Raw genomic sequence first — 14568 nt, forward strand, 5'->3', positions numbered from 1 at the left:
CTCATTTCCGCGGTGAGTAGCCGGCTCTCCCGACCTGCAGCGCGGTATATCGCCAATCAGGAGGTGATGGCTAGTGAGGTGCTTCCACCCCACTAGTGCGGAGCTCTGCATGGACCCTCTGAGCACAGTAAGAAGCGGCCTCAAGATCTCGCAATTCGTATGTCTTTGGCTTGGACCCGGTGAGCGCTAAAACAACAATCTTCTGCGCACTCCTCACGGGGTGGATGCCTTCCCGATGCAGAGCGGTAAGCGCGGCCTCCGCGTCATGCGTCAAATACCCCTCGGGGCTTTCATCCTGCTCGAGATCGATCCACATGATACCAAGCCTTCGTAAAACGTCTTCAGCATTACGTTTTTCGAAGACGCTTTGAAATGCACCCCGTGTTGCTGACGGGTTGATGACCACGCAAACCCCGCCTCCTGCGTCAGTCACCAAAGTACCGGCCATCTCATTCGGCAGTAACGATTTGCAGGAGATGGCTATTCTCCGGCCGGCAGCATAGTCGATTGCGCCATGGTGAAGCACTTTCGCCCCGCAGCGTGCTATCCGACTTGCGTTGGCATAGGAGACTGTCGGGAGCAGCCTTGCTTGCCTCACAATCCTCGGATCGGCGGAGTAGATGCCACAGACATCCGAGTAGACTTCGCAAACGCCACTTCCCACCATATCGGCGGCTATTACCGCAGTCAAATCCGAGCTATTGCGGCCGAGCATTGAGACCCGTCCACCTTCATCCAGACCCTGCGCTCCGGCAAGGATTACCACGCGGCCATAATCGAGCGCCTTTAGCAGCGGTTTGTTGTCGACCTCCTCGATGACCGTCCTACCTAGAACCAAGGATGTCTTGATTCCAATCGAATAGCCAAAGAGCGATGATGTCGGCACCGAGTGTCTTTGCAATGCTGCCTCAAGAAGTCCAGCGGAAATCATTTCTCCCGCTGTCAGGACGGTGTCCAAGGCAACGGTGCTGCAGATTTCATTCACAGAGAGCGCTAGAGACTTCAGTACGTCCGTCTGGCCGTGCATCGCGCTAACGACGACCACGACTTGCCGCGCGTCATTTGCAAGCCTATCTACTATATGTCTGGAGACAGCGCGGTACGCCTCCGCATCACGAAAGCTCGATCCCCCAAACTTCATTACTTTGATTGACATGCGCCGTGGCCCAACGTGCGAGATCACTTGCTTTAACTCACCCGGCGCCGCATTAGATCAGACGACGAGCCGCTTCGCGCGCTCGACATCCGGCTGCTTCTTGAGAGCTGCTCCTCGCGCTAGGCTTGTCATCGTCGCAGCAATAGCTGTACCACGAGATAGCTCACGATTAGCGCCGCCCGGCATCTCGCTGGCGGCTTGGGCGTGTTGCGGCAGCACAGGACGATGCACCTAAACAATGGCGCGCTAGTTGCCTGAGACCTCCATCCCGCGTTGTTCGATGTCGCCCATCTTGATTGTTGCGGTTGCCACAAAGGTCGATCGGGCCGCTAGTTCACACACCGCAGCGAGCTCCGTCGTACTGCATCACTACCTGAGATCATCAACAAGGGACATGAGCGGCATCCGGCGTACTGGCTTGGCACACCTCTTGCTGATGCTTCCACTGAACAGATCTCGGGAGGCCTCTTGCTCAGTCCGTTGAATGATGTCCGGCACGCCGCGTTGTTGCTGCCCGGTCTCCGGCACTTGCCGCCCCAGACCTGCGATGGAGCGACGTGTTTCGCCCGGTTCACTCGAACGGGCGACCCACTGCGCCGAGCCAGAATTTGGCCAAATACGGCCTTGCACGGAAGAGCTCGCCTCTGGGAACGCGTTCCCAAGATGGTGCTGCGACCGCAGCGGCAAGCGGAGCGTTGCAAAAAGCGCTCCGGACCCTATGCCACCCTCGGCGGGGACAGCACCAAGCGATTATATGCGCTCTACCTCAGCCCGGGCCCCGCCGGGACACAAAGCCCTCGCTTTTTTTCAGCTGGAGCGACCACCGCCGGTAAGCAGTCCGGTCCTGCGCCTGTTAACAATCGAGGCGCGCCAATCGTGTCAGGCCAAGAACGTATTGTGTGGAAAGGCCGGACGATGACACACGCCTGCGGCGTAGGTCGCCGCGACAACTTCGATGCGAAACCCGGCAAAAACTATGGCCTCTGGCAATCAGAACGCAGATTCTATTTGCCAACTGGACAGTTCATTGTCGTGGCGCCCTCGTCTCGGTTCACCAGAACCAGACTATCAACAGCAGGCCGCATCCTTGGCCTCCCCACAGGCGGCCATCAAACATTCTATGAAGATAGAGCGAGAGGGGACTCTGCGCCTGTAGGGCGGGAGATCGCCTTGCGCTTCCATATCCACAACCGTCTGCGTGCCGAACATCAATTGGTAACTCGCATACAGACGCCGTACATCAGCCGGGGAGAGACCTTACAATGAGCCTGGGATATCAGCAGAATGTTCGGCAATCGCAATCAGCCGTACTATCGCCGCGCCTGGCGAAGGCGATAAAGCTGCTGAAATTGTCTAATCTCGATCTGGCTGATTTCGTGGAGGAGGAGCTCGAGTGCAATCCATTGCTGGAGCGCGACATAGACATGCTGACGCAAGAGGATGCCGGAACAACGACCGACCTCTTCAGCGAAGCCAGCGGTCCGGACGACGCTAGTGATCTTGACAGCGACGCGTTCGACAATAGCCAACAAGACGGCTTGAGCGTAGACCCTGGCACTCGCCCCGAGCTCGACGCGGCGCCCAGCCCGGAGCTTGACGATCTTCATTCCGAGCCATTTGATGAGGACATTCCTCAGAATTCGGACCAAGATCGGCTGGACGTCGGCACAGAGGCGTCCCGCAGCCGATCTTGTCAGGAAGACTATAATCTAGAGGCGTGCGTACCGAAAGAGATCACCCTCCGCGATCATTTGACCGAGCAGCTCGGACTCGCGCTGACGTCGCCCACAAAGCGACTCATCGGACGCTATCTAATCGACCTCGTCGATGACGCCGGATACTTGCCGCAAGACCTAGGAAATGCCGCCAAACGGCTGGGGGCCTCGCAAACAGATGTTGATCTCGTTCTGGCAACATTGCAGACGTTTGACCCTCCTGGCGTCTTCGCTCGTTCTTTGAAAGAATGTTTCGCGATCCAGCTGCGCGAGCGCAACCGCTATGACCCAGCGATGCAGGCACTGGTTGAGAACCTCGCTCTTGTACCTGAGGGGGTTCCTGCCCTGCGCAGCGTTTGCGGAGAGAGCGATGAGGACATCGCCGATATGATTGCGGAACTTCGGTCACTCGACTCGAAGCCGGGACATAAGTTTGGTTCGGTGCGCCTGGAACTTTTGATCCCAGATGTCTTTGTTCGCCGGGGTCATCACCACAATTGGGTAGTCGAGCTGAACAGTGAAGCGTTTCCCAGCATTTCGCTGAATCAGGTTTATTATCGCGATTTCAAGGGCAAAATGCGCAACCGTAATGACAAGGCCTACCTGGCCAATAAGTGGTCTGATGCACGCTGGCTGGTAAGTTCACTTGAGAGACGTGCGAACACAATCTTGAAAGTTGCGAGCGAAATTGTGCGTCAGCAACATGACTTTTTCTCCTACGGCGTAGAGCATCTACGACCCCTCAATCTGAAAGCAGTGGCCGACGCCGCGGGGGTGCATGAGTCCACCGTTTCACGCGTAACGAACAACAAGTACATGGCCTCCAATCGTGGACGGTTCGAGCTCAAATACTTCTTCAAACCATCCATTGCTTCAGCCGTCGGCGAGACGGCTCACTCGGCAGAGGCTGTTCGCCACCGCATTAAGAGGCTCATCGACTCCGAGGCCCAAGCATCAGTGCTCTCAGATGACGCAATCGTCGAGCTATTGCGTTCCTCTGGGATCGATATAGCGCGCCGGACGGTCGCAAAATACCGTGGCAAAATGGGCATCCCTCCGTCCGTGGAGCGACGGCGCCAGAAGCAAGCTGCTCTCGGCTATGTTTCCTCAACGACTCCGCTCAATTCCCCAGACCGTACGGAGGCGGCTTGATCCTATTGAAGGATTTCGTTCACAGCGGCGGAGAAACGCATAGTTGAGCTGTCAGGCAGGACCATCAAGCTTGCTAGGCGCCGGGGATTGCCCCCAACCGCCTAAAGCCCTTAGATTGAAGACGGCCAATTGGGGCGTTAAGTCGCCCCGACGGCCGTTCTGCTAGGCTCAGGGGCAACGGCTGCATCCTTTCGCAGCCCCGATGGCCCCGCGTGAGCGTGATCCTCTCTCAGGCTGCTACGCGATTTTCATAAGCAAGAAATGGGTTGACTGGTTTAAGCAGGGCATCCGAAGCATCGATTGGAGCTCTGCCGCTAAATTGCTTGGTCAACCCTGCACTGATGAACCATAAGATGCCATCGGCGAGCATCCTGTGGGACGCTTGAACACTTCGTCTCACAAGATCGCCGTGTTGATGCCTAGGCCGCTCCTCGACGGGTAGATACCGCGCCTCAAATGCTGAGAAACGAAGAGACGTTCGATCCAATTGACGCAAGCTCCGCTGCCAGCACCCTGCCGGGGCATGGTGTAGCTGACGGTAGGTTACCTGCGATTTTCCGGCAGGCGGGTCGGAAGGCATCAGCCTGCCACGTCGGGCAGACCGACGATGAATTCATCGCTTAATGGCGCGATGCTTTCCGGCGTCATGTAGCGGGCGCCTGGACCGCACATTCGTCGTTCTGCTCGACAGGGTCGCATCGATTAGGTCGGCGATTGCGTCTCCGTTAGGGAAGATGCCGACGACCTCGGATCGCCGCTTGATCTTGCCGTTGAGGCGCTCGATCGGATTGGTAACCGGTATTTGAGTTTCTCGGTGCCGATGTCCCGCTGCGATATTCAAGATAGTGGCGTATGGTGCAACCATCGGGAGAGAGGCACCGGGAGCACCAAGGTGCGGGCAGGCCGATGCATACGATCAGCCACGAGCTCGGGTTAGTAGCTGGCCGCCTCTGCGACCAGCCCGGTTGCGCTGAGAGCGCGCATCCGTAGTTGTCGTGTCGCCCGTAGCTCCCGTCATGTGGTCTGATTTGGCAGGAGGTGCAAGTGCGACGGGTGATTGACATCGACGTCCGAACCTCGGAGAGGTGGTGGTTTGGGAGGATGGCAGCCTCCGACATGCGGGCCGTATTGATATAGACGCGGACTGCGTTGGACGGTTTTGGCAAGACCCTGCTGGCCAGTGATGCGGTGGTGGTCGAAGCGACCGCGAACAGAGTGGCGGTGTCGCCGGTTCTGGCGTCGTTCGTGGCACGCGTGATTGTCGCCAATTCGCATCAGGTGAAGGCGATCGCCCAGGCTCAAGTCGAGACCGACAAGATCGATGCCGGCACACTCGCGTGTCTGCAGGCGCCCGCGGCACCTGCCGCAGATCCGGACGCCTGACGCAGAGACGGAACGCAAGCGTCGGCTAGCGGCGCGGCGCTACCAGGTCGTGCGGCATCGCGCGGCTCAAGAACGAGGTGCAATCGATCCTGCACGCGCACCTGATCCCGAAGTGCTCCAGGCCTGCTCGCGGTCCCCGAGATCGTCCGCGCCACTTGTCGGGCCAAGCGCGCGTCCGCCGGGTTTCAGCAACGGTGCGCTTGATCTAACACCAGGCAGTACGATTATTGTTAGTTTTGCGCCAGCTGCCCATGTTAGATGTCCAACGATGGCAGCATGGGCGCTGCAACTGCTGCCGCGCATACCGTCATGGACCGCCTACATGCGGCAAGAGCCTCTCCCTCATAGCGCCAGGACCTATCTCAGGAGATTGAGCGTCACTCTCAAGCTTCTGGGCAACGGCCCAAATGTTCTGCGGCCGAGGCAATGCTGCGAGCAGGAGCATAGTCTCTCCCACACTCCTACATCACCAGAACCAAAACGGCAGAGCAACCTAGTCGGCAGTTGGTCCCGTTGTCATAAGGCGCGGCACGCTACTTGCTTAACGGCCAATGAGAATAGATGCATTGGTCTCTCGCGAGAACAGGTGCTCGATGACTTTTGTCAGGATACTTCTGCCAACACTTTGGCGCCGAGGCGCTGCAATCGCAAGCGGCGGTGCATCTTATATCCGAAGTAGCGACATGAGCTCTCGCTTGGATTCCATGCGAGCGGCCACAGCTGCCCCCACTAGCGCCGTGTCCGCTTTCACCGCCGTAGATCTCATCCAAACCGACCGGCGCACTTGCTCGACCGCTTTGCGCCGAGCGGTGCGCCTGACGGCGAATGACGGTCACCACCACCTTTCACTCTTCTTCCAACCTGCGTCGCTCGGACATGCGATAATGACGCCTTGCGTTGAGCAACGGCAAGCTGACAGTGCACCAAAGTCCGCAATCTTGTCGCGCCGCGATCGCACTTTTCATGGAGCACAAGCGAGCGCATCAAGTGAGATACGCAATTGTATGGCATACCGACGGCTTTTTACCTTCTTTCGCAATCTTACATTGTTCTACAGCGCCCTTGCGTGCGGCATGAGCTTCGCTGGCTGAGTGCGTACTTTTTGTTAGCTTTTGAAGACGCCGGAGTTCGACACATGGCAACAGGTATCGTGAAATGGTTCAACGCAAGAAAGGGATATGGCTTCATCAGACCGGATGACGGAGGTCCGGACGTATTCGTACACGCCAGCGCGGTCGCAAAAGCCGGAAGAAGCGACTTAGCCGAAGGCATACGAATTTGCTACGAGCTCAGGACCAGTGCGGCAGGCCGAACCTTTGCAGAGGACCTCAGCATCCCCTAGACCCTTTGTCCGCCCTGTGAGGTGACGGGCGGCCCCGCGGCAAGCTCCTATCGAGGGTTGCGCCGGATGGTCCGGCGCCGAACCCCAAGCATGGGGAGCGGGCCTGATGAACCATAGCATTTTCGTAGGGCTGGATGTACACAAGGCAACGATTTCGGTTGCGATGGCCCAAGGAGTGCGCGGCGAGGAAGTTCGCAACTTAGGGATCATCCTAATCGCGCCGACCAATCAACAAGCGGGCAAAGAGCCCAGGTCAAGCTGTGCATCCTCTATCACCCCTTGTCGGCGGCCAGCAAAGCCGGGGTGATCGTCACCACCGCCATTGCACGCGAGATGGTCGGCTGCCTGTGGGCGACGCTCTTCAAGTAAGAACTCGGCCCGGCCGCGTGTGAAGAGCGCTGGTCGAGCGTATCGGTGCCAGGGCGGGAGGCAGGGCGCGGTGGGGACTCCTCGTATGAGCCGGCATTGTCGACGCTCGCTCGCAGATCTCGCCGCAAGTCCAGCACGGGACCTATTTGACGCTGGATCGAACGAAGCCACGTCTTGTGAGCGTGTAACTATGGGGGCTTGATCTAGGCTGTAGCGCGGCAATCTGGGTAGGAAGTGCGCGGCAATCAGGATGGCGAGGCGTGTCGCGGCCTGATGATGATTGCCGCGATGATTGTCGCGCGCAAGAGTTTTGTTGAACTCTGATTGTCGCGCAGCGTCAATCAGCGACGGTTTTGGGTGTCGCGTGCGATGGCGGCCGTCCGGGACCGCGTTTTCGTTCGAGGGCGGTCCGTCTGCGATAGCTCTCGACGTTCATCTCGACGATGGTGGCGTGATGAACGAGGCGATCGATAGCGGCCAGGGTCATGGCGGGGTCCGGGAAGACCCTGTTCCATTCGCCGAATGGCTGATTGGCGGTGATCAGCATCGAGCGGCGCTCGTAGCGTGCACTGATGAGCTCGAACAGCACGCTGGTCTCGGCCTGATCCTTGGTGACGTAAGCGAGATCATCAAGAATCAGGAGATCGAAGCGATCGAGACGATTGATGGCCGCCTCGAGGTTAAGCTCGCGTCGCGCTAGCTGGAGCTTCTGCACGAGATCGGTGGTCGGGTGAAGAGGACGCGCCATCCGTTCTCGATGAGGGCCAGGCCGATCGCTGCCGCCAAGTGGCTCTTTCCGCCGCCGGGCGGGCCGAACAACAGCAAATTGGCGCCCTTGCCCAGCCAGCTGTCACCGGCGGCGAGCGCCATCACCTGCGCCTTTGAGATCATCGGCACGGCTTCGAAGTCGAAGCTGTCGAAGGTCTTTCCGGTGGGCAAACGTGCTTCGACAAGGTGTCGTTCGGTCCGACGGCGGCCGCGTTCGGCAATCTCGTGCTCGGCGATGGTCGCGAGGAAGCGGCCGGCCGGCCAGCCTTCCTTGTCGGACTGTTCGGCAAATTGCGCCCACAGCACCTTGATGGCAGGCAGACGGAGCTCATTGAGCAACAGATTGAGGCGCGCGGCATCAACCGTGTTCGTTACGCTCATGCGGCACCTCCGGTCTCGGCGGTACCGATGAGGCATTCGTAGGTCGCAAGCGGCACGAGCTGCACCACGACGTTCGGCAGGTTGGCGGGATCGGGGGCGAAGTAAGCACGTAGCCGGTTGAGGTCGGGCAGTTGGCCGGCCTCGAGGTCGGCGGTGAGCTGATCGGCGAGTTCGGTCTCGCAGCCGCGTTCATGAGCGAGCGCGAGGAGATCGACCATGATCCGGCAGGCTTTTTTGTCCGGCAAGCGTTCGCGCAAGCGATCGAAGGTCTTCCGATAGGCATCGCGCGGGAACAGCCGATCTCGGTAGACCAGATTGAGAAGTGCCATCGGCTTGCGCCGCAGGGAATGGATCACGTGCCGATAATCGACGACCTGGTCGTACTTGCCATTGGGATGCGGCCGCCCACGCGGCAAGGTGACGAGATGGGTGCCCCGACGAACACGTCGAGACGATCGTCGTAAAGGCGCACCCGCAGCCGGTGACCGATCAGGCGCGATGGCACCGTGTAGAACACCTTGCGCAGGGTGAAGCCGCCGGACGAGGTCACGCGGACGATCACCTCTTCGTAGTCGGAGGTGCGCCGATCGGGCAGCTCCTGCAACACCACGCGCTCGCTATCGATCCGCTTGGCGTTGCGGGCATTGCGGCGGCTGACGATCTCGTCGATGAAGCCGCGATAGGTGGCAAGATCGTCGAAGTCGACAGTTCCGCGCAGCAGCAAGGCGTCCGCGATTGCTCGCTTGAGATGACCGTGGGCCCTTCGATCGAGCCATTCTCGTGGCGACGCCTCGATTGTTGCGGGAAGGCCGCATGCCGTAATGGGCACAAAGGGCCTCGTATCGCTGCGTCAGATCGTCCCGTGCATCACGATTGAGATTGCAGAATGCGGCCGACAGACTGTCGGTCCGATGCTCCCGCGGCGCCCCACCGAGCGACCAGAGGGCATTCTGCAGGCCTTCCGCCAGGGCGACGAAGCTCTCGCCGCCAAGCACGACGTGGGCGTGCTCGAACCCGCAATAGGCCAAACGGAAGTGATAGAGACGATGATCCAACGGAGCACCCGCGATCGTCACACCCAACTCGTCCATGTCTGTGAAGTCGGAGAGGCCGAGTTGGCCAGGCTCGTGGGTTTGGCGGAAGATCACCTCCTGCTCCTCGCCGTGGACCGCCCGCCATGCACGGATCCGACGTTCCAGGGTACGACGGATACCGATGCCGAGATCCGGATGACGCCGTAGCATCTCCTCGAACACCGCCACCGGGCGTAAGCCAGGTGCCGCCTTCAGGATCGGGACGATCTCGGTCTCGAACACCTCGCTCAACGGGTCCGGTCGTCGCCGGCCGCGGGGCGCCTTCCTTTGCGATGGAAATCGGGGATCTCTCTCGATCCGATAGGCGGTCGACGCACTGAATGACGCCTTGGCCGCCGCCACTGGCGGGCTATCGGTCTGACGGTACTTCATGTAGAGCCTTCTGTGGTTGCCGCCCGCAATGCAAGAAGTTTCTGACCCTTTGGCGTGTGATCGAGTGCGGTCTTCTGTCAGGCCTTCCTTTACGGCATTTTCAGAAGCCGCTGGCCGGTATGGTGATCCGCGGACCAGGTCCAATTCTCATCTCCGAGCACGTCGGCTCTTTGGCTCTAGCTGGTTTCCTGATCCAGATCTGTTCGATCGTTGCGCCCATTCGGGTCGTCGCCTTCTCACACCCCCTTCGCCAACGTCAGGCTATTTCGTGCTGCATGCAGTCATGCCGTCACTGCCTGCGCTGGGTTCCGATAATCCTCCTTCCGGGTGAGCATGGCCCAAATCGTCCGAGCCATCTTGTTCGCCAAGGCGATCGCCACAAGCATGCGCGGCTTCCTCGCCAGCATCTGCGCCAGCCAGGATCCGCTAGGGATCGACTTGCGCCCGAGCCAGTTCAGCCGCGACATCGCCCCAACGATGAGCAACTGGCGAATGTCCGCCTGTCCTTCCTTCGAAACGCGTCCGAGCCTTTCCTTTCCCCCTGAGGAATGTTGCCGTGGGACCAAGCCGAGCCAAGCCGCGAAGTCTCGGCCACGTCGAAAGGCCGCCATGTCGGGCGCGAAAGCCTCGATCGCGAGTGCGGTCAGCGGGCCGACCCCCGGCATTGTCTGCAGCCGCTGCGCCGTGACCGTCCGCGTCGCCAACTTCTTGAGCTGCTCTGCCTTGGCATCGATCCGCTCCGTCTTGTAGGCGATCTGATCAATGAGACTCCGACATTCCTCGCGGACCAGTTCTGGTAGATCGCTGTTCGGATCTTCGAGGATTGCGTCAATGCGTTTAAGTTGTTCGATTCCTTGCGGGATGATATGGCCGAATTCGTAGAGAACAGAACGCAGCGCATTCACCAGATCGGTGCGCTGATGAACAAGGCGCTTCCGAGCCCGAAAGAGCACTGCCCTGGCCTGCTGTTCTTCCGATTTCGGCTCGACGAAGCGCATCTCGGGGCGCTGTGCCGCGATCACGATTGCTTCGGCATCAGCCGCGTCGTTCTTTTGGCGTTTCACAAAAGGCTTCACATATTGCGGAGCGATCAGTTTCACTTCATGGCCGAGCTTGACCATCTCCCGTGCCCAATAGTGGGCGCTGCCACAGGCTTCCATCACCACCACTGCCGATGGGTGGCCCGCCATGAACTTCCGAAACTGAAGCCGCGACAGTTTCTTTCGAAATTTCAAGTGTCCCGCCATTGACGCCCCGTGGAGCTGAAACACATTCTTGGCTAGATCCACTCCGATCACCGTATCCATCAATTTGCCGTCCTCTTCGCTTCGGGGTTCAAACACTGCGTTCTTGGCACATTACGATGCCGTCTGGGGAGGGCGGCAACCATCCCATCTCATCTGGTGATCTGTGATGTGTCGGCCGGGCACGCGAGTGATTCCTCTTGGCGGAAGAACCACTTGCATACCCCCGCCGGCCGCGATCACCAGTCGGCGCGGTCCTCCTCGGGATCGCGCCGACGCTGGGCTCGTAACTCCGGTCGGGCTACGCCCTCCCTACGTCACGAGCCCAGCGAAACTCTCTCACCTTGATTGACGCTGCCTTCCATCCTGATCGTCGCGCGACACTAGGCGCCCGTCGGCGCGATTGACTCGATGTCCGCGAGCGAGTGTGGCCGCCGGTTGTCGCTGAACTGGCAGCAAAGAACGCTGCCTATACCGGGACGCGACTTGCACGAGCGGCTCAGGCGCCACAGTTTGCTCGTTTTGACCGATGGCGGCGACGGTGCGAGGAACGCGATGCTCCAGCTGAAGCGGCAGGCCTGCTGTAGAGTGAGGGCAGCTGTGCTACGTCTGATTATGGGATCAACACCAGAACGCAACTGACGTCCCCGTCTGTCAGACTCGGGACAGTTGTCGCACTAACATGGCGTCGCGACGCTCTCGCAATGGTGCTCAGAATCCCCTAACTCATTTATACGTGTCAGAACTGTCATGCTCCCGCCGATGGCATCGGACTTGCTGATCCTCTCCTTGAGAGGCTTGCCCGGAGCTACTCCGGGGAGGTTTATTTGGCCCTGGAGGGGAATTGTAAATGGCGGAGAAGGCGTGCTCGAGATGCGGTCGATATCAATAAGATCAGGCTACGCGCTGACCAATACGTCCATTATCCAAGATACTGTTCGACCGATCCCACCTTCGGGCGCTCACGACCGCCTAAAACGGTAAAGCATGGAGCGCGCGGTGATCTTGGCACTCTGCGTGGCCGCTCTCGCAGCCGGTGGAGTGCTGCTTTCGTTCGCCAAGCAAGCGCTATACGTCTTGGCATTGGGGTAGGAAAGTAGCGTAGCGATCATGTGGCTGTGGCACTTGATTGGCGGCAGCCAATATTTGGATCAGCAGCACTGGCTGCGCAGGCCGCCAGGCGGGAGCTTTTTGACGACATCTTGGAGCCGACTGTCGAAACGACCGTGATAAGGAGTCGAACGATGAGCAGCTGGAAGTCCCTATTGAGCTGTACGGTGGTGGGAGTCCTGATGGTTGTCCAGTTGGAGCTGGCGACGGCAGCGCCGATGCCGAGGAGTGTCGGAGTCGTGCAGGCCTTTCCTGGAGGCACGACCACGATGTCCCCTGTCTCTCACTGCAACTGCGAACGGAGGATCTCCAGTCTTGCAAGAGCCGAACTCTTCCGTGGCGCAAGTACGAGCGGCGGCTGTTATGGCCCTTATTGCGTATATGCGGAGCCGCCTTATGGATACCCTCCGGTCAGTTATGGCTGCAGTCCGTACCATACCGGCCCGCGGTCGTACCCGTTCCGCGCATATCCCTGCCACGGTTATAGGCACGGTTGTTACGGACGCCACTGTTGTTATCGCCAGTACGACTGCCCGGATTTGTGACCGACCGGCGAGACGAAACTGTCGGCTACTGGTGAAGCGGATCTATAGCAAGGAGCAATATAAATGACCCCGATGTATGGTCCGGCCGTGCGTTGCAAGTGGTTTCGCCGAGCTGGCGGTGAGCGGTCTTGCATCAATGTATCCGGCCTTTGATTGGAGCATTTGCTCCGGCCACCATGGATATCAGCGCGCGTGCGTTCTCGTTAGCGGACAGGCCTCGATTGGACCATTCGGGTCACCAGTGTTCGCATGCGCCGGGAAGACCGAACCTCCATCTCGTCTCATCCTCTCGCAGACCTCGGCTGGAAATTATTGATAGGGGCTTACGTCATCGCTTGCTCCTCATTTTGCTCAGTTCCTTTGTTCGAGCCAAGGGCCGTTCCTTCGTCCCGGCCCGCAGAACGTCGATCGCGTCGCGCGCAGGGGCGGTCAAGGCCAGCCGTCGCGCTTGGCTTGCGGCTGGCTCCGGCGTTGCCAGGCTGCGCCTTGACCGCGCCCAGCACGGCGCGAGGATCAAGCGGGTCGGACGCCTGCATCGTCAGTCCTCGTCAGCTCGAAGGCGCGTCCTTTGGCCAGCACCGCCCAGGCGATGCGGGCAAGCTTGTTGGCGAGCGCGATCGCGAGCACGTTGTGGTGCAACCGCCTTTTGGCGGCTTCGATCCAGGACTTGAGCCCATAACTTTCCCAGTTCTTTATCCTGACCAGCACAACGCACGCCGCCTGCACGAACAGAACGCGCAGGTAGCGATTGCCGCGCCTCGAGATTTTGCCGAGGATCGTGCGGTCTCCCGTCGAGATCTGCTTGGGCAAGCCAAGCGCCGAAGTCGCGGCCTTTGGAGAATACGTCTCCGGTGCCGATCGCGGCCACCATGGCGCTCGAAATGATCGGCCCGATGCCAGGCACCGTCATTAGGCGCGAGCATGCCTGATCTTGACGGGCCAATGCTTCAATCTCGCCGGAGAGGCCATCGATGCGCTGATCCAGCCGGTGCCAGTCGCCTGCCAGCTCCTCGATGACACGCAACATGCGTGGCGACAGGGCATCGGCGCGCGTCGCAAGGATGGTGGGCAGTTCGGTGCGCAAGAAGCCGATACCTTGGCGCACGGCGATCCCGCGCTCCAACATGAAGGCGCGAATCTGGTTGATGATGCCGGTGCGTTGCGATACCAGCCGCTCGCGCACCCGGTGCAGCGCCTGCAGATCCAGTTGCTCCGCGGTCTTGGTCGCCACGAACTTCATCGTCGGGCGCTGCACGGCTTCGGCAATCGCTTCGGCGTCATTGAAGTCGTTCTCCTGTCCCCTGCTATAGGGGCGGACATATTTGGCCGGCATCAACCTCGCATCGTGACCAAGCGATGCGAGTTTGCGGCTCAGGTGATGTGCGCCGACGCAGGCTTCCATACCGATCAGGCAACGCGGCAGATTTGCGAGCCGCGCCTCCACTTGCCCACGCGGTCACTTTTGACGCAGAACGATGGCGCCGCGCGCATCGTGGCCGACGACGTTGAACGAGTTCTTGCCGATATCGATGCCGATCACGGCGATCGCGGTATTGGGTGTCTGAGACATGGTGTGCTCCTTGTCTTTGCCGCCCCTTACCAGCTTCGCTTGCTGGCGGGGGCAGGAGGCCCATTAGCGGAGCTCGGAAGAGGAGGCGAACATGCCGTCGATATCGGGAGAATCAGGCTCCGCGATGACCAATATGTCCGTGAGTTTATTCGAACCTGATAACGACGTTCCAGGCGGCAAGCAATTGTAAAAGAGAACGCATGGAACACGTGGCGTCTAGGCACTCCGGGGCGTCGCTCTGTCGAGGAATGTCTTGGCCATCTCGCTGTCAGTCATGCAGGTATACGTCGGCATTCATCTCCAGTGCCGGATCGAGGTCTGCATCCAGGTGCATCTCCGGCGCCGACATGCTCCGGCAACACTATCC

At 59.6% G+C, this 14568-nt stretch carries 4 protein-coding genes and 5 pseudogenes; 3 read left to right on the plus strand and 6 right to left on the minus strand.

Features of this window, described 5'->3' with window-relative positions:
• Nucleotides 1-70: 70 nt before the first annotated feature.
• Nucleotides 71-1156, minus strand: a complete 1086-nt coding sequence (locus X268_RS37535; protein ID WP_128929880.1) for an amino acid kinase family protein — start codon at nucleotides 1154-1156, stop codon at nucleotides 71-73.
• A 1262-nt stretch (nucleotides 1157-2418) separates the two neighbouring features.
• Between X268_RS37535 and rpoN the strand changes: the two genes are divergently transcribed.
• On the plus strand, nucleotides 2419-4023 hold the full coding sequence (rpoN, locus tag X268_RS37540) for an RNA polymerase factor sigma-54 (protein WP_128929881.1): 1605 nt from the start codon (nucleotides 2419-2421) through the stop codon (nucleotides 4021-4023).
• A 579-nt stretch (nucleotides 4024-4602) separates the two neighbouring features.
• Here the strand turns inward: rpoN and X268_RS37545 are convergent.
• Nucleotides 4603-4864: pseudogene (locus tag X268_RS37545) on the minus strand (transposase); the annotation flags it as partial.
• 203 nt (nucleotides 4865-5067) lie between these two features.
• Here X268_RS37545 and X268_RS37550 point away from each other — a divergent pair.
• Together X268_RS37550 and X268_RS37555 are read left to right on the plus strand one after the other, a co-directional pair.
• Nucleotides 5068-5522, plus strand: a pseudogene (locus X268_RS37550) (IS110 family transposase); the annotation flags it as partial.
• A 1019-nt stretch (nucleotides 5523-6541) separates the two neighbouring features.
• Nucleotides 6542-6748 carry a cold-shock protein gene (locus X268_RS37555; protein ID WP_128929882.1) on the plus strand — a complete coding sequence of 69 codons (207 nt, stop codon included), beginning with the start codon at nucleotides 6542-6544 and terminating at the stop codon, nucleotides 6746-6748.
• Between the two features lie 706 nt (nucleotides 6749-7454).
• Here X268_RS37555 and istB read toward each other — a convergent pair.
• The 4 genes and pseudogenes from istB to X268_RS37585 form a co-directional block, all read right to left on the minus strand.
• Nucleotides 7455-8266, minus strand: a pseudogene (gene istB / locus X268_RS37570) (IS21-like element helper ATPase IstB).
• A pseudogene (istA, locus tag X268_RS37575) lies at nucleotides 8263-9732 on the minus strand (IS21 family transposase). Before istA ends, istB begins: the two co-directional pseudogenes overlap by 4 nt.
• A 281-nt stretch (nucleotides 9733-10013) precedes the next feature.
• Nucleotides 10014-11039, minus strand: coding sequence for an IS110 family RNA-guided transposase (locus X268_RS37580; protein ID WP_164934317.1), 1026 nt, complete (start codon nucleotides 11037-11039; stop codon nucleotides 10014-10016).
• A gap of 2105 nt (nucleotides 11040-13144) precedes the next feature.
• Nucleotides 13145-14201: pseudogene (locus X268_RS37585) on the minus strand (IS110 family RNA-guided transposase).
• Nucleotides 14202-14568 lie beyond the last annotated feature (367 nt).

It is taken from the genome of Bradyrhizobium guangxiense, from assembly GCF_004114915.1.
GTDB classification, from domain to species: Bacteria; Pseudomonadota; Alphaproteobacteria; order Rhizobiales; family Xanthobacteraceae; genus Bradyrhizobium; species Bradyrhizobium guangxiense.